This window comes from Nostoc sp. FACHB-190 (assembly GCF_014696905.1).
Classification (GTDB): Bacteria; Cyanobacteriota; Cyanobacteriia; order Cyanobacteriales; family Nostocaceae; genus Nostoc_B.
The window spans coordinates 75381-93001 of the sequence record NZ_JACJQW010000031.1 but is presented as its reverse complement, the minus strand read 5'-3'; the positions used below and the strand labels follow the sequence as shown (position 1 = coordinate 93001).

The window sequence follows — 17621 nt, the reverse complement described above, 5'->3', positions numbered from 1 at the left end:
TTCTTGTTGTAACTAAATTTAGGATATTTTCTTCTAGTTTAGTGTCAGATGCCTTGGGATTTTCTTCAAACCATATTTCTACAGGTAATCTGGTCCTTAAATCAATGACTGTACTCATTTTTCCTGCTAATTGCCCTCTTTGAGCCGGCTCTAAGCTTTGTAATTTTCTAAACAATGCCTCCAGTGTTGACCCGTCTACTATCCAAATTTTCTCGAATTTTGATAATGTAAACTGAATACTTTCTGGCAACGGTCGTTTCTTTCTACTATCCCAAGCTGTTCTTAAACTAGGTAGTAAATCTTTAAATACTTTTTCAAATAATTCTGATGGAAATGTCAAAAATCTCTGTGATACCGCTTGTTGACTAACTTTTGTAGGATTACACCACAGAAAACCGTCTCTAGCTAACATTCTTGTCAGTTCTCTGACTCCGGCTATGTCTCGCCATAACAAGGTTAGCACCGCAGCCATCATCAATGGTAAATTCAGTATCCGTTCTCTGAGTCCTAGTTTTCGGTAGTAATTCTCTTGATTTGTAATGGCTGGTGTCAGTAATCTTTCCAGTTGCTCTGCTATTACTTCATCTTCCACTGTTGGTCGCTGTTTCTTTTTTGCGTGGTCTCTATTGGTTTTTTTGCTGGTGGTCATGGCTGTTATCAATCGCTCAATTACTTGTCTAGATTGAGTTTTACACGATTTTTGACCACTGCAAATACCACACTTGACAATTTCTCCTTTTCCTTAACTTGTCACCAATGACCCCTGCCTCATTGTCGAAGTCCTCTCCGCCAGCACCGAAGCCTACGACAGAGGCGGCAAATTCCGAATGTACCGCCAAAACCCAGCCTTAATCGATTACCTCCTAGTCAGTTCTACCTGCATCGAAATTGACCTTTATCACAAAAACGACGCAGGCGATTGGTTGATTATCAACTACAAAGCAGGCGACACAATCGAACTCAAAAGCATTAACCTCAATTTCCCCATTGAACAAGTCTATCGCGGTTTAACCCTTGAACCTGATAGTAGGGAATAATAAAAGCATTACCCATTATTACCCAATATGCTAACCCTAGAAATAGCCCTTCAAAAAATCCAACAACTTCCCCCCGAACAACAAAAAAAAGTGATCGAATTTGTAGAATTCCTAGAATTTCAAGCCGATCGCCAACAACAAGAACAACAACCCAAAACATCTACCCAACAGGAACAAGACTTTTTAGCCCTAGCCGGAATTTGGGAAGGGAAAAACATTACCGTAGACACCATCCGCAAAGACGCATGGGGTGAAGAGAATCAATGATTTTGTGTGATACCAATATCCTCATTGAATTCTATAAAAATAATACCGCCATCATTCAAGAACTCCGTCAAATTGGCATTCATCAATTAGCCATTAGCGTAATCACTAGAGCCGAACTCTACTATGGCGCAATTAATAAAAACGAACTTAATCGTATTCAGCAACACTTAGACATACTCCAAAATATCCCTATCGATCAGCCAATTTCAGAGAAATTTATTCAACTTATGGCGCAGTATTCCCTAAGCCATAAACTCACAATTCCTGATGCCCTGATTGCCGCCACTGCCATAACCCATAACATTAGCCTCTATACTTTAAACTTTAAAGATTTTCGCTTCATCCAAGGCTTAAACATTTATAATCCCTCCCATACCCCATGACGCAAAGCGAACCCGAACTAGAACAACAGCTAATTGATCGCCTCACGGGATTAGGCTACGAACCTGTCACCCTTCGCAATGCTGAAGACTTCAAAGCCAACCTCAAAACCCAACTAGAAAAGCATAACCACATCAAACTCAGCGACACCGAATTTAAAAGCATCCTCAACCACCTCGATAAAGGTAACGTCTTTGACCGCGCCAAACGCCTGCGCGATAAAATGGAACTCAGGCGCGACGATGGCACCACCTTTTACCTAGAATTCCTCAACACAGAACATTGGTGTCAAAACCAATATCAAGTCACCAACCAAGTCACCCAGCAAGGCAAATACAAAAACCGCTACGACGTAACCCTGCTGATTAATGGCTTGCCCCTCGTGCAAATTGAACTGAAACGCCGAGGGCTGGAACTAAAAGAGGCTTTCAACCAAATCAACCGCTACCAACGCCATTCCTACGGCGCAGACAATGGACTGTTTCAATATGTCCAAATTTTCGTCATCTCCAACGGTGTCAATACCCGCTACTACGCCAACAACCGCAAACAAGAATTTAAACAAACTTTCTACTGGGCAGACCAAGAAAACAATCTAATAACCCAACTAGAGGACTTTGCCGATCGCTTTTTGGAAAAATGCCACGTTTCCAAAATGATCTGCAAATACATTGTCCTGCACGAATCTGACAAAGTGCTGATGGTGTTGCGCCCCTATCAATACTACGCCGTAGAAGCCATCATTGAGCGAGTCAAGGATACCGATAAAAACGGCTATATCTGGCATACCACTGGATCAGGCAAAACCCTCACCAGTTTCAAGGCTGCCCAAATCCTCACGCAACTCCCCAAAGTGCATAAAGTGCTGTTTGTCGTCGATCGCGCTGACCTCGATTACCAAACCAGCAAAGAATTTAATTATTTTAGTCCTGACTGTGTAGACACCACCGACAACACCAGACAACTGGTAACACAAATGGCTGGAGATAGTAGCCTGATCGTGACGACGATTCAAAAACTCAACCGTGCGATAAAATCCCAACGCCATGAAACCGCAATGGAAGGCTTGAAAGATAAGCGCATTGTGTTTATCTTTGACGAATGCCACCGTTCCCAATTTGGCGAAACCCATAAAAATATCGTTAGGTTTTTTACCCAAGCCCAGATGTTCGGCTTTACCGGGACTCCCATCTTTGCCGATAACGCCGCTAGTAATCAACACGGTAAACGCACCACTAGAGACTTATTCCAAGAATGTCTGCATAAATATGTGATCACCAATGCGATCGCTGATGAAAACGTTCTGAAATTTTCCGTTGATTATTGGGGCAAACTCAAACGCAAAGATGGAACACTGATTACAGAACCAAAATTAGACCGCGAATTCTTTGAAAATCCCGACCGAATTTCACTGATTGTTGATTGGATTATTGCCAACCATAACCGTAAAACCCACGGCAGAAAATTCTCTGCTATGCTCTGCGTCAGTAACGTAGATACCCTAATCACTTATTACGAAATATTTAAAAATAAACAGAAACAGGGATTACATGACCTACGAGTGATAACTATTTTTACCCCCAGCGATAACGAAGAAGACGAAGACGCAAACGGCTTAATTGGAGAACCTGATTTCAATATCAGCACAGATACGAGCAGCCGCAGCCATAGCCGCGACAAATTGAATGAATTTATCGCGGACTATAACCAGATGTACCAAACCCAACATTCAGCTAAAGATAGTCAGGCATTCTATGCCTATTACAAAGATATTTCCAAACGAATGAAGGATAGGGATCGGGAAAACTTTCAGGACGTAGAACGTGCTGATATTCTGTTAGTCGTCAATATGTTTCTGACGGGTTTTGATGTTAAGAAACTCAATACGCTCTATGTCGATAAAAATCTGAAGTACCACGGGTTAATTCAAGCATACTCCCGTACTAATCGCATTTTGGGCGAACTTAAATCTCAGGGAAATATTGTTTGCTTTCGCAATCTTAAGGAGAATACCGATCAAGCCGTTGCTCTCTTTTCCGATCCCAACGCCAACGAACAAATTTTCATTGAACCCTACGAATACTACATTGAGGAATTTAATAAAGGTGTGCAAGAACTGAGAGCGATCGCCACTATCCCTAACGATGTCAATAAGCTGATTAGTGAAGACGACCAAGTTAAGTTTGTTAAAGCCTTTCGTAATCTTATCCGTTTACAGAATGTAAGTAAATCATTCACTGAATTTAGTTTTTCCGACTTGAATCTGGATGAACAAACCTTTGAAGATTATAAAAGCAAATATCTAGACATCTATGATAGAACGCGATCCAAACCCGATGATGAGAAAGAATCTTTAGTTGAGGAAGTCGATTTTGAACTGGAACTGATCCAGCGAGACGAAATCAATGTCGCCTATATTCTCAAGCTAGTGGCTAACCTCCAGCGCGATCGCCAAACAGATGTCACTTCAGAAGAATACCAGAGCCAAAAAGCCTCTATTCTGGAAATCATTGGCAAAGAAGCCCAATTACGAAGTAAACGGGATCTGCTGGAGAAATTTATCGAAGAGCGGCTACCCACCCTTGAACCCGAAGAAAAAGTCGAAACCGTCTTTCAAGATTTCTGGACTCAAGAACGTGTTGAAGCAATCCAGCAACTCTGTATAGAGGAAAATCTCAAGGTCGAAGTTGTTAATCAAATGATTGCCGACTATAAATTTTCAGGGAAAGAGCCATTAAGAGAAACTGTGCTGAGTGCTTGTAACGAAAAACCGAAATTATTAGAGCGTAAAAAAATCTTTGCGCGAGTCGTATCAAAATTACTCGACATCATCAACAAATTTGATGACGATCTTGGTGAGCTTGGAGAGGAAGAATAAAACAGTTCTCAAAGCAGGCGATCGCCAAATCAATATTGATACTTGGTATAATACCAATTCACCAAAATAAGGCAAGAGATATAAATCACAAAAGTCCTGCTGCATCTAAGGCATTTCCCAGACCTATGCCGAGCGATTTCAGCCCAGTATGTTAAGTATATGAAGGACTCTCGCGTGAAACGAATTGAAAAATGCTGCGAAGAGGTAAAACAGGCTGTTCAGCAGTTTCACACTGAAGGTATCTATCCTAGCGAGGCAGCTATTTCAAAGCTATTGGCTAAACCAGGATGTTTTCGTGACAAGGAGGTTCGTGTTGCTCTTAAAGCTGCAAGAAGAGATATTGGTTTGGACGCATAACTTTGCCGCCCTTCATTGGAAGCATAAGCTTGCCGTTGCGGCAAAGTTATGGGTAAAGTCACACTTAAGCAGGCCTCATTTAACTTTTTTTAGTGGGGGTGGAGGGACTTGAACCCTCACGACCGTTTAAGGTCAACGGATTTTCATTCTCTTGCAGCTTTCACTACTACCTTTTGGTTTTGAGAATTGGACTCTCCCTTTACCCTCGCCTTTACGTTAGGGTAGCTCCCGTCGAGTCTCTGCACCTTCCTAAAACTTTGAGTCTTTCAACTCAGCACTTGTTTTAGGCTTGGCTCAGGATTGCCTTGTCTGGAAACAGATTTAGGTTTCCCTGAGTTTGAGAGCTGACACTTGAAGAATTTCTTCATCAAGGCTCAGTTTTCTAAGTCCGTAGCGTCTGCCATTCCGCCACACCCCCAAGTTTACTTAGGAGCCACTTGTTTTTTTGGAGGGCAGCAAACACCTCCTCATCTATTCCACCATCAATGTGCGTTTTGTGCAACTAGATTTAAAAATTTTGTCTATTTTGAGCGATCGCAATGTTTTTTGGCAATTTCTCACTTAGACAAGCATCTTTACCTTGGTGTTACAAGTACACACATCAGACACTGGCTTTGCTATTGTAGCACTATCCGAAAATTTGTCTAGTAAAAGTGCAGAATTTTTGGAAAGTTACATAAAATAGGACTCTTCAGCCTATGATGAAAAACAGATGCACCAAATGGCCTTGTCTACAAAGAGAGAAAACCTATGATCGTAGCCCTGCTGTATCTGATTTTGGCTGGCGCTTATTTATTAGTCCTTCCTGTGGCTGTAATGTTTTACATGAAGCTGCGATGGTATGTGGCTACTTCTATTGAGCGTGCTTTTATGTACTTTTTGGTTTTCTTCTTCTTTCCCGGTTTGTTGGTTCTGTCGCCCTTTGTGAACCTGCGACCACAACCGCGCAAAATTGAAGCTTAACAAGATTGGTAGGTCATAACTCTCATGCGACGCATCGACGCTCTTGGAATTGGTTTAGGCATTTTTATTGCTGGTGGCTTGGCTTATGTGGGATTACAACTTGTGGGCTTAGATGCTCAACAAGCTGGGATATGGAGCCAAGCTGTGCTAGTGGTGATTGGCTTGGTTGGTTGGGTAAGCACTTATGTTTACCGCGCTGTGAATAAAAATATGACCTACCATCAGCAAAGGGAAGACTATGAACAAGCGTTTTTCCAAAAACGGTTGGAAGAACTTACGCCAGAAGAACTAGCCAAACTTCAAGCCGAGGTTGAACAAGAAAAGCAATCTCAGGTTTAAAGTGATCGTTTTATGAGTCAATAGTCAATAGTCATTGCTTTTGACTGTTGACCCTTGACTTTTGATTTTTGACTAATGACCGCCATTTCCGATCGCTTTGAAACCTTAAAACGGAATCAAGAGTGCGCTCTGATTCCGTTTATTACTGCTGGTGATCCAGATTTAGCAACCACCGCCTCGGCTTTGAAAATATTAGATAGTAGCGGTGCTGACTTGATTGAATTGGGTGTACCTTATTCTGATCCTCTGGCGGATGGGCCAGTGATTCAGGCGGCTGCTACCCGCGCTTTGCAACAGGGAACCAAGTTAGAAGGTGTTCTGGAAATGTTGCAAGATATTACCCCCAGCTTGCAAGCGCCAATTATTTTGTTTACTTATTACAACCCAATTCTGCACCGGGGTATTGAAAACTTTCTCCAGCAAATTGCAGCAGCTGGGGTAGCCGGATTGGTAGTACCTGATTTACCTCTAGAAGAAGCGGCTGGCTTGCTCAAACCTGCGGGTGAAATCGGCATTGATTTAACTTTATTAGTAGCCCCTACTAGTTCGGCTGATAGAATTGAAGCGATCGCCCGTGCTTCCCAAGGATTTATTTATTTAGTGAGTGTGACTGGTGTAACTGGGATGCGATCGCAAATGGAAACACGAGTATCTGATTTACTAGGGCAAATTCGTAATGTTACTAATAAACCCATTGGGGTTGGTTTTGGAATTTCTCATGTTGAACAAGCCCTTCAGGTCAGAGATTGGGGAGCAGATGCCGCAATTGTTGGTAGTGCTTTTGTCAAACGTTTAGCAGAAGGCACTCCTGAAGAGGGACTAGATGCGATCGCTCAATTTTGTCAAAGCCTGAAAGCTGCTCTACGCAGTTAATCGGCAGTAGGGAGAGTCAAGTAAGAACAAATGACCCTTAACTCTTAACACATAACTTTCTTGCCACCTTAGAAAAAGTAGATTAAGAATGTATAACAGTATAGTTTTTTTACCCTGGTTTAGTAGACAATTTGACCTTTATGGTCTTGAATATTAACAGCAGATTGCAGGCTGTAAAAAAACTAGCTGGTACTGTCGCTTATACTTTAAGTGTTTAGGTGAATTTTAGTAAGTAAAAGATTATGAGTGTGAGAGTGTGTCAGTCACAAAATAATTACGTCGCAGCTGAGGGACAAAAGCGATGAGTGAAAGCATGGCATTTATCGGTGGAGTCGCTGTGGCTGGGCTGGCGGCGCTTGTTTTGCTCAAGGGAACAAATAATCCCTTACAACCTAACTTTACTGTTACCCCCCAAATGCCCACTGTAGTTGCACCCCAACTACAGCCACCTGTGCAGTATCCATCTAACTACGGACAACCTTATCCGAATACTCAGCCACCTACCGCGTCTAACCCTGAGCTACGGGCAGAGTTTGAGCAGTTAAAAGCTGAATTAAATCGTTTAAGAACCGATAATGAACAGCTAAAAGGGGCAAATCAACGACTATTGGACAATCAAAACGCCCAACAGTTGTTATTAGCACAGCAAAATAGCCAAAAAGTTGCATCGGAAGTATTACAACCTCAAAACGCTTGGTGGACTTCACCAATTGTTTGGGCTGTGGGCGGTGCGACATTAACTGTTGGTGGCGGTATTGTAGTTGCTGGGGTATTGGCTTTATTTGGGCCGCGTAACCGTCCGACTCGCACAGTGCAGGTAATTCATCCCTATCAAGGTTCAACTCCGCCGTTGGTTCCTGTACGACGCGCTGAATTTCTTCCGCCTTCTCGTCAAGAAGCTAGAAGAGTCGAAGCGCCAGAATACGACGAAATGCACTAGTACAATAAGGCAAAAGTAAAAGGTCAAAAGGCAAAAGCAAGAATATTGATACCACAAGCCTTTTAGCAATTCCTGATGGTCACTGAGCGTACTTGTACTGAGCGCAGCCAAAGTGGTCGAAGTGTGGTCGGTTTATTTACGCCGAACTGTACTAGTCAGAATGCAGGAGTCATTTCACAAGGAATCACAATTTAATACTAATTTTGCCTACCAAGAGCAAGGTTTGAAACTTAATATTTCAGATACTCAAAGACGATTTTGTGAGAAATTCGTTCTAGCGGCTGACTTCTGAGTTCTGAATTCTTATTTGGAAAATTTTTGCCTTGTTAGATAAAGCATTTAGATAAAGCATGAGGTGAAGTTTCTACCTTGATGCTTAATTTTTTATTATTGAGCATTGAGCGGAGTCGAAATGCGTATTCTAAAAATTATGTCCACCTAACTTAGCAGATAATGGGAGATTTTTTGCTTGCAAGTCCCTAATGAGAATCAGCTAAAGACAAGAGAAGGGAGAAAAAAGAGACATAATTACTTCTATTCTGCCGATATACTGCACCAGTAATACTGTTTCTTGATGAAGATGCAACTTATCGAAGCTCAGATCCCCGACTTCTTGGAAAAGTCGGGGATCTTTTGGTTCAGGAATGATTTAGAAATGCTAGATGTGTCTACAGAATAGCTTCTAGTTCTTCTGCTCCAGCCTAAACTATGAGTAAATATTGACTTATATTTTTGATTTTAGCTCCAGAAAATGCGATATTTTTGTCCCAATTCATACCGGACTTTCCCTTGCATTCCAAGATTCAAGAAAGCATGATGTTAATAGGAAGAGACAAAACAAAGTTTCTTCGTCAAAACAACTTGAATCTTGAGGTTTATTATCATGGCTGAAATTAAAATTAATCAACTGAAATCTGAAAAAGCTGCTGATGAAATCGTTGACTTAAAGTCTAAATCTGCAAAAGATTCTCCAGAGTTTACAGCTTTCACAACTGTACGTGGTGGTGTTGCTTTTGCAGTTGCTAAATGGTCTTCTTTCTTAGCGTAAGATAGGAAAAATTTCCAAAATAGTTCTGAAATACACAATCTTGGTTGCTGATTTCAGAACTATTTTAAAAGCAACTTTTCACAGTGACATAGTTCATTTTCTAAACGAATGTCACTGTGATTTATCTCATGTTTAGCTACTTGTCAAATTGTGCCTTAATTTTTGTAGTGGTGCAATAACTACATAATAATAAACATCAGGAGAGATATTATGCTAACTCTTAATAGTTCACCTATTGCTTGGTTAAATCGACAATATTTTGATTTAGGCCCTCTCAATGGCGGTAAACCTCATCATTATGGAATTGAATTTAGTTATAACAGTTTAATTAATAACACCACACTTCCCTATACTGTTCAAGTTAATGTCTCACCTTTCTTTCGAGAATCTCTGGTAAAAGAAACTGGGATGTATCAATATCATGTTAATCATCCACTAGAGTTAGCAAAAGAATTACGCACTGAGCGTTGGGAAAAGCTTTGTGAGTATTTATCTAATTATCAAGAACTACCCAATATCACCAAATTACGGGTGATGAATTTGTTGCGAAGCTTGTGCTTTCATCGAGTCGTAAAAGAGTATATCCCAGAAATATCTAATGATGAAATCGCCAGTAATGTAGAACTTGCTACTCTTGCATGGTGTAGGGCGCTTTCTAGCTTGATTACTCACTTTGACGATCGCACCTTTGATTATATTCAAGAAATTGCCGCGATCGCTACCCATGCACCATCGGGAAGTAAAGTAAAAATCAACGCTGGCTTACAAATGGTAGTTGAGTATTCCAAAATATTTGGAGATTTAGCTGCGGCTGAGTTTTGGCGTGAAGAAGTTACCAAGGACATTGAAATATTAAGACCTTCACTAAACGAGTTTGAATATAACTTGTTGATGAGTATGTACTATCGTTCTGTTTCTTTTGTGCCATTTTTACGCAGAGATAAACAGAAAGTAGTTGAAGAAATGGATTTATGCGAGTCTTACGCCAGAAGTTTAAAACCTGAAAATGAATTGCAACAAATTGTTGCACGGGAAAATCTCAGCTTGTGTATGGAAAGCCGTTCTAAAGAGTCGATATGGTTAAAGGATCTCGATTTAGCAGAAGAACGAGTACGTCTGATAGTCCAGCTAGAGCCTCTTGAACCGAGATATCATTTAGAATTGGCGGAAGTGTTAACCAAACGTGGCAAACTCGAAGAAGCCGCTAAATCCTATCGTTCAGCTACAAGATTAGGCCCTCCAGGAACTCCAGTGGCTTGGTTTATGGCTGGTCAATGTCATGAAAAAATGGGTGAATTAGAATTAGCTAGTGATTGTTATCTGGCTTCTCTACAAATCGAACCAGAAGCTATTTCAGTTGTTCAACACCTAGCTAATATAGCGCCTAGTTTGGGAAATCCTGGCCTGGTGAATTGGAGTAATTTGCGTTTAGCAGAACTGGAAGAACAAAAGCAACAATTACAACCTAAAGCCGCACCTAACTTCCAAAGTGAATCCTTGTCTGCATTAAAGCGATCGGCTGATAAGGTATTAGTTTAAGATAACAACTAAGCTATGGCAGTTCTCAATGATTGGTAATTCTATTTGTCAGGGTAAACTGCCATACTGCACCTTTACAAATTTATCAATCAAAGAGGACTCCTATAGCAATTTACAAACATCTCTACCTTGTCCACCTTGTCTCCCTTGTCTCCCTTTCCTCCCTTGTCTCTTTCATTCACATATCAAATAAAACTTTTATATATCCCTATTTAAAATGACAGACTCTATCTTAATTACCAGTCAAGATATTTTACATCAACTAAAACTATCTTGTAAGCTGCCAGAAATTATTGAACAAATTACGGCTGACCATGTTGTAAAAGCTGTGGCTTTAGAAAATGGAATTAAGGTAGAAACAGAGGAATTGCAACAAGCAGCAGATAAAATTCGATTAGCTAACAACCTTGATAGTGCGGCTGAAACATGGCAATGGCTAGAAAAAAATTATCTGTCTCTTGATGATTTTGAAAAAATTACTTATAGTAGTCTCATTTTTGGTAAGTTAGCATCACACCTGTTTGAAAATAAAGTTGAAGAATACTTTTTTGCACACCAACTCGACTATGCTGGTGTGATTATGTACGAAGTAATTTTAGAAGATGAAGATTTAGCATTAGAACTTTATTACGCTATTAAAGAAGGTGAAATTAGCTTTTATGAAGTGGCTCACCAATATATCGAAAATATCGAATTACGTCGTGCTTGTGGATATCGTGGGTTAGTTCGTCGCCGAGATTTATTACCAGAAATATCTGCGGCTATTTTTACAGTTCAGCCTCCCCAACTTCTCAAACCAATTTTTACATCAAGAGGAATTCACTTGATTTTGGTAGAGGAAATTATTCAGCCAGAGTTAAATGCTCAATTGCGCCAACAAATTGTGGCATATTTATTTGCGGAATGGCTGAAGCAGCAAACGCAGCAAGTTACATATCAGCTTCAGCTTGATTCTGTAGGTGGTTAGGAGATAAGGGAGAGTGGAGACTTTTTTATAAATAACTGATCAATTGTATCTTCATCTAGAAAGGTTTTAGGATAAACTAAAGAGTTTTTATTTGTACTTTATTAGTATAGGCGTGCTGTAACGCATGTACACATTAGTAAAAATTATACTTGAGTATCATATTAATATCAGTTTGTAAATAATAGAGATACAAAAATAATTTTTATATCTAAATATCGAAGCTGTTTAACTGCGGAATTATCTGCTGAAAAAGTGTCGGCGTTCAATCGTGAAATCTGGCAAAGCTAAGTCTAGCAAGCTAATACAGCTATAAATATGTTGATGCTGAGGTTAATTCAAGCGGTTAATTTAATCAATTTTTGGGACATAAATGTTTTAGTTGATGTCCCAAAAAATTTTGTTTGCAGAAGCGATCGCCTGAACACCCGCACCAGAGATATCACATAGACTTCATCGTTGAATAAATATTCCATCGAGAAAAATATTTAATTGTTTTTACGGAAATTAATTTTTTGTATATGTATTTATAGCCCGGTGCAATTTAATCTGCACTGCTGATTGTCATTTACCTGCTGTCTAATTTGCATTGGGTAAATAACAACAGACATACCAATTTGTAGTGCATTTTTACCGTTATGTCGTACAACCAAGCACAATATGACATTGACAGGGCGCAAGCTCCTACAGGTAAGTATTTAACAAAGTTTCAACGCAAACTACTGCAAGAAAATTTACAAAAAGATTTATCTGATTCCTATCATCAGCGCATTGAAATTATGTTGTTGACAGATGAAGGAAAGTCACAAACGGAAATTTGTCAAATTTTGGGATGTTGTGCAGCTACAGCACGACATTGGATGCACATTGCGCGAATCGGTATGGCGCATCAATGGCAAGATTTCCCTATTGGTCGCCCAAAAGCAGTGAACGAGCAGTATTTAGAGCGATTGAGAGAACTTGTGAGTAATAGTCCCCGCGACTATGGCTATTCTTTTCGGCGCTGGACAGTGAACTGGCTGCAAAAACATCTCGCCAAAGAATTAGGGATGGAAATTAGCGATCGCCATATTAAGCGACTCCTCAAACAAATGGGGTTATCTACATTACCAAAATCCCAAAATGCTGAAGCAACCCAACCTCAGCAAACTCATGGTGCCAAAATTTTGATTAAAGATTTGCGATCGGCAAGATTAACCGATGATAGCGACTTTTCGCCGATGAAGTTCACAAAATTAGGAAGAAATGTAGATATCTATGGTGCATAATCTATCCGTTCAGTTGATCACTCCCGAACAACTCAACGAGACTTTGGGCTGTTCCCTATCGGTAGAAGAATTTCAGTACTGTCTTCAACAAGCTAAATCCCTAAATCCAAAAGTTGGTAAATTCTGGCAAGGCGCAAATGTAGAACCTGGTATCTATATTGTGGTGACAGGCAAAGTCAGGCTACTAGATGATGTTGATGAATTAATTGCCACATTAGAAACAGGAACTTCTTTCGGGGAATTTACCTTATTTCCAGAAGCTAACCTCACACCATATTCCGCCAGAGCTTCTGTTAACTTGCAACTATGTTTTATTCCTGGTGATGTGTTGCAGTCATTAATGGCGAAATACCCCCAAATGCGGGATCATCTCTGGACTAAAGCCTTATCCCGTTCGCCACAACCAAACAGCGCGGATACTTCTTCTCTTCAGACATCTGAGGTGCATCCACATCATCAAATAGATATTGTTGCGCCGCCTGTCGAACCTCCAGACAGCAAAAAGATTAGTAAAGCTTACTTTCCCAACCCTAGTCAACGAGTCGGACATTTATGGCAGAGGGTAACTCGACGCTATCCGTTTTTTGCTCAACAAAGTGCTTCTGATTGTGGTGCTGCTTGCTTAGTGATGGTGTCGCGTTATTGGGGTAAACGTTTTAGTGTGAATCGTTTACGAGATATCGCTAATGTTGACCGCAACGGTGCATCGTTGCGAGGATTAGTCATGGCGGCGGAAAGCCTCGGTTTTAACACTAGACCGGTGAAAGCTAGTTTTAATCAGTTAGCCAAGCAAAAATTACCTGCGATCGCTCATTGGGAAGGCAAACATTATATAGTTGTTTACGAAATTACTCCCAACGATGTGATTATTGGCGACCCCGCCATCGGTCAAAAAACCCTCAGCCACAGCGAATTTAAAGCTAACTGGACTGGTTATGCTTTGCTGTTGCAACCAACAGCCGCTTTTAAAGATGCCAAAGAAGCCTCTACACCTTTTTGGCAATTTTTTGGATTAATGAAACCTCACTCGCTGGTGATAGTTGAGGTGTTGATTGCTTCTGTATTTATCCAAATCTTTGGGCTGATTACCCCGTTATTTACCCAGTTAATTTTAGACCGTGTGGTTGTCCAGCGATCGGAACTGACATTAACAGCAGTGGGTTTAGGGTTGCTGATGTTTAATTTGTTTCGTGTCGCCATGATGGGGTTGCGTCAATATCTCTTAGACCACACAGCCAACAAAATTGACTTAGTACTAATTGTTGGTTTTATTCGCCATACATTGCGACTACCTTTGAGTTTTTTCGAGTCGCGTTATGTGGGCGATATTGTCTCCCGCATTCAAGAAAACCGCAAAATTCAAAGATTTCTTTCTGGTGAAGCATTATCTATACTCTTAGATTTATTCACCGTCTTTATTTATGTCGGCTTGATGTTTTGGTATAGCTGGCGTATGGCTTTGCTAGTATTAATTATTGTGCCGCCATTCGCCTTATTAGCATTAATCGCTACACCATTTTTGCAGAGAATTTCACGAGAAATATTTAATGCTGTCGCCAAAGAAAGCAGTTATTTAATTGAAGCTTTAACTGGTGTGCGAACAGTCAAAGCCACAGCAGTGGAACAAAATGTGCGTTGGCATTGGGAAGAGTTATTAAACCAAGAAGTAAAAACCAACTTTGCCAGTCAAGTTATTAGTAATCGACTGCAAATTATTAGTAATACAATTCAAGCCTTGGTAACTACTGCTTTGCTCTGGTTCGGAGCGCACTTGGTAATTCAAAATCAATTAACGATTGGGCAGTTGGTAGCATTTAATTTGCTTTTAGTCAATATTATTACCCCATTTCAAAGATTAACGGTTTTGTGGAATCAATTGCAAGAAGTCGTGATTGCTGTAGAACGGATTAATGATGTTTTAGATGCGGAGCCAGAAGAAGATTTACAACATCAATTAAGGCAAAATATTCCTCAACTCCAAGGTAGTATCCGGTTTGAAAATGTGACCTTTCGCTATCATCCAGATAGTGATGTGAATATTTTAGAAAATCTCTCATTTGAAATCAAACCAGGGCAGATGGTAGCTTTAGTAGGGCGGAGTGGTTCAGGTAAAACTACTATTTCTAAGTTAGTTTTAGGGTTATATCCGCCTACTGATGGCAAAGTCTTAATTGATGGACAAGATATTACTAGCATTTCCTTACGTTCTCTACGTTCTTGTGTGGGAGTAGTTGACCAAGATACCTTTTTATTTGGTGGCACAATTCGAGAGAATATTAGTTTAGGATATCCAGGAGCAACCTTAGCAGAATTAATCGAAGCTGCTAAATTAGCTGGTGCGGATGAGTTTATTAAAAAGCTACCCTTGGGATATGAAACCCAAATAGGTGAAGGTGGCGGCTTGTTATCTGGTGGACAGCGACAACGAATTGCGATCGCTAGAGCTTTGTTAGGTAATCCACAGCTATTGATTTTAGACGAAGCTACCTCCCATCTAGATACTGAATCGGAAAGAATTATTCAACAGAATTTAAATAAAATCCTCAAAGGCAGAACAACATTAGTTATCGCCCACCGCCTTTCTACAGTGCGGAATGCAGATTTAATTTTAGTCCTAGATCGAGGGCTATTAATTGAAAGTGGCACTCATGCAGAACTAATGGCTAAACGAGGACATTATTTCTATTTAAATCAACAGCAAATGCAAATTAATGCTTAGTTTTTATACCAATTTAAATGAAGACGCATAAAAACTAATTACCCCCCTTATTCCCACGCCAGATGCTTCAAGTCGGCAGAGCCGCCCAACATACTGGCTCCCCTTGTAAAAGGGGAAAACTAATAAATCTAGTTCCCTCCCCTTTACAAGGGGAGGGTTAGGGAGGGGTAAAATACTTTGCAGCTTCATATAAAATATTCGTCATTGGTAATCATAATTTACGCAAGATTATGAAAAAACTAACCGCAAAGGACGCAAAGGACACGAAGTTATAAGAGTTTGAGAGAGTTATTACATAAGTCTGAATAATTTGTGACTTGTTTAATTATCTCTTCATTTATAACCCCTACTCTCCCAGGAAAAAACTATGACAAATACATTGAATGGTAAAGTATCACACTCAAAAGATATATCTGAACCAGAACTTATCGATGAAACTGTATTACCAAAAACTGATGATTGGTCTGATGTTACCAGAGAAACTCTTGATAACTTACCCCAAGTTTGGACGCGAGGAATATTATATTTTTTAGTTGTGTTTGTCTCGATAATTTTGCCTTGGACAGTGTTGGCTAAAATTGATGAAACTGGGACAGCGAGAGGTAGAGTAGAAACTCAAGATAAAACGGTTAAACTCGATGCGGCTGTTACGGGGACGGTTGCTGAAATTCGTGTTCAAGAAGGAGATACAGTCAAAGCGGGGCAAACTTTATTAATATTAGATTCGGAATTAGTCAAATCAGAATTACAACAAGCTCAAGATAAATTAGAAGGACAGTTAAATCGACTGACGCAGTTAAATTCCGCTAAAAATCAACTTTTGGTTTCTTTAGCTACCCAAGAGCAACAAAATCAATCACAACAATTAGAAAAACAAGCACAAATTGAGCAATTTCGCCAAAATCTTCAACTATCTACTAATACTTTTAATTTACAAAAAGCAGCAGGTATAGCGCAATTAAATCAAGCGAAGCAAACTATTATCCAAAACGAAAAAGCGAAAAAGTTAGCGGAAGTTAGCTTGGCGATCGCCCAACGTGAACTAGAGCGTTATCAAAAAGCCTTTAAAGACGGAATTGCGGCGGAAGTTAACGTTGTCGAAAAAGAAGATGCTCTTCAAGAACGAATAAAACTGTATGAACAAACAAAGGCAGATATTCAACAGGCAAAATTACGTTTAACTGAACAACAAAGTAGTTATGAACGGAATATTCGTCAAGCAAATGCCGAAATTGAACAAGCCCAGTTACGCCTCAAAGAACAAGAAAGTAGTTATCAAACTTTAACTCGTTCTGGTAAACTAGCCATTTTAAGAATTGCCGAACAGGAAAAAAATATCGAAACCGAAATTACATCTTTACAATCAGATATCGCTCAAACTAAAAGCCAAATTGCAGCTTGGCAATTTCAATTGCAACAAAGAGAAATCAAAGCTACTAGTAACGGAATTTTATTTCAACTACCAATCCAAAAACCTGGAGCCGTTGTCCAATCTGGCACAATGTTAGCAGAGATAGCACCTGCAAATTCACCTTTTATCATTCGCGCCACAATGGCCACAACAGAAAGTGGTTCTTTGCACACAGGATTACCAGTGAAGCTAAAATTTGATGCTTATCCATTTCAAGATTATGGCGTAATCTCAGGTGAGCTAATTAAGATTTCTCCTACTACTACAGAAATAGACACACCCAATGGTAAAGTTGCAGCGTATAACTTAGATATTGCCCTCAAACAAACTTGTTTACCTGCTGCAAATAAATGTATACCCTTGCGTCCTGGTGATACAGCCACAGCCGAAGTCGTTATCCGCCAACGCCGAATCATCGATTTTCTACTTGATCCATTTAAGCAGTTGCAACAAGGAGGAGTGAAGCTTTGAGAAGGCAGGAGTGGAAAGGCAGGAGGCTGATTAAGCTATTCAACACCTAATTTGTAGTGTAAATCGCAGGGGCGCAGATGTGAATTTACCTTTGACGTGTAAAAAAACTAAGGTATGTAACTAAAAGTAAAGTTGCCCCAAACCCTATTCCCTCCTGCCTTCTGCC

General features: G+C 40.1%; 16 protein-coding genes and 1 pseudogene. 16 read left to right on the top strand and 1 reads right to left on the bottom strand.

Going from position 1 to position 17621, the window contains the following annotated elements:
• Positions 1–649, bottom strand: a 649-nt coding sequence (locus H6G28_RS26870) for a transposase (protein WP_524538618.1), incomplete at its 3' end; no start/stop codon positions are given.
• 112 nt (positions 650–761) lie between these two features.
• Here H6G28_RS26870 and H6G28_RS26865 point away from each other — a divergent pair.
• The 16 genes and pseudogenes from H6G28_RS26865 to H6G28_RS26795 form a co-directional block, all read left to right on the top strand.
• Positions 762–1037 (top strand): annotated as a pseudogene (locus H6G28_RS26865) (Uma2 family endonuclease); the annotation flags it as partial.
• Between the two features lie 27 nt (positions 1038–1064).
• Positions 1065–1304, top strand: a complete 240-nt coding sequence (locus H6G28_RS26860; RefSeq protein WP_190675534.1) for a DUF2281 domain-containing protein — start codon at positions 1065–1067, stop codon at positions 1302–1304.
• Positions 1301–1687, top strand: coding sequence for a type II toxin-antitoxin system VapC family toxin (locus H6G28_RS26855; protein WP_190675531.1), 387 nt, complete (start codon positions 1301–1303; stop codon positions 1685–1687). The genes H6G28_RS26860 and H6G28_RS26855 overlap by 4 nt, the downstream gene beginning before the upstream one ends.
• Positions 1684–4563, top strand: a complete 2880-nt coding sequence (locus tag H6G28_RS26850) for a type I restriction endonuclease subunit R (RefSeq protein WP_190675529.1) — start codon at positions 1684–1686, stop codon at positions 4561–4563. The genes H6G28_RS26855 and H6G28_RS26850 overlap by 4 nt, the downstream gene beginning before the upstream one ends.
• 174 nt (positions 4564–4737) lie before the next feature.
• The gene (locus H6G28_RS26845; RefSeq protein WP_190675528.1) at positions 4738–4920 is read left to right on the top strand and encodes a hypothetical protein; all 183 of its coding nucleotides are present in this window, start codon (positions 4738–4740) and stop codon (positions 4918–4920) included.
• Positions 4921–5670: 750 nt separating this feature from the next.
• A complete protein-coding gene (gene ndhL / locus H6G28_RS26840) occupies positions 5671–5883 on the top strand; it encodes an NAD(P)H-quinone oxidoreductase subunit L (RefSeq protein ID WP_190591695.1) in 213 nt (70 codons plus the stop codon).
• A gap of 24 nt (positions 5884–5907) precedes the next feature.
• Positions 5908–6222: a DUF3007 family protein gene (locus H6G28_RS26835; protein WP_190591694.1), complete on the top strand. Its 315-nt coding sequence runs from the start codon at positions 5908–5910 to the stop codon at positions 6220–6222.
• A 75-nt stretch (positions 6223–6297) separates the two neighbouring features.
• On the top strand, positions 6298–7095 hold the full coding sequence (gene trpA / locus H6G28_RS26830) for a tryptophan synthase subunit alpha (protein WP_190675525.1): 798 nt from the start codon (positions 6298–6300) through the stop codon (positions 7093–7095).
• Between the two features lie 301 nt (positions 7096–7396).
• Positions 7397–8035, top strand: coding sequence for a cell division protein ZapB (locus H6G28_RS26825; RefSeq protein WP_190591692.1), 639 nt, complete (start codon positions 7397–7399; stop codon positions 8033–8035).
• An 883-nt stretch (positions 8036–8918) separates the two neighbouring features.
• Complete coding sequence (locus H6G28_RS26820) at positions 8919–9083, top strand: hypothetical protein (protein WP_190591691.1); 165 nt, start codon at positions 8919–8921, stop codon at positions 9081–9083.
• Between the two features lie 210 nt (positions 9084–9293).
• Positions 9294–10622, top strand: a complete 1329-nt coding sequence (locus H6G28_RS26815) for a tetratricopeptide repeat protein (RefSeq protein ID WP_190675523.1) — start codon at positions 9294–9296, stop codon at positions 10620–10622.
• A gap of 217 nt (positions 10623–10839) precedes the next feature.
• On the top strand, positions 10840–11589 hold the full coding sequence (locus tag H6G28_RS26810; RefSeq protein ID WP_190675521.1) for a peptidylprolyl isomerase: 750 nt from the start codon (positions 10840–10842) through the stop codon (positions 11587–11589).
• A gap of 321 nt (positions 11590–11910) precedes the next feature.
• Entirely contained in the window at positions 11911–12036 is a 126-nt protein-coding gene (locus tag H6G28_RS37485) for a hypothetical protein (RefSeq protein ID WP_277880543.1), read from the top strand.
• A 188-nt stretch (positions 12037–12224) separates the two neighbouring features.
• A complete protein-coding gene (locus H6G28_RS26805; protein ID WP_190675520.1) occupies positions 12225–12854 on the top strand; it encodes a helix-turn-helix domain-containing protein in 630 nt (209 codons plus the stop codon).
• Positions 12844–15573: a peptidase domain-containing ABC transporter gene (locus tag H6G28_RS26800; RefSeq protein WP_190675518.1), complete on the top strand. Its 2730-nt coding sequence runs from the start codon at positions 12844–12846 to the stop codon at positions 15571–15573. Before H6G28_RS26805 ends, H6G28_RS26800 begins: the two co-directional genes overlap by 11 nt.
• A gap of 367 nt (positions 15574–15940) precedes the next feature.
• Entirely contained in the window at positions 15941–17455 is a 1515-nt protein-coding gene (locus H6G28_RS26795) for a beta-barrel domain-containing protein (protein WP_190675516.1), read from the top strand.
• The last annotated feature ends 166 nt before the right edge of the window (positions 17456–17621 follow it).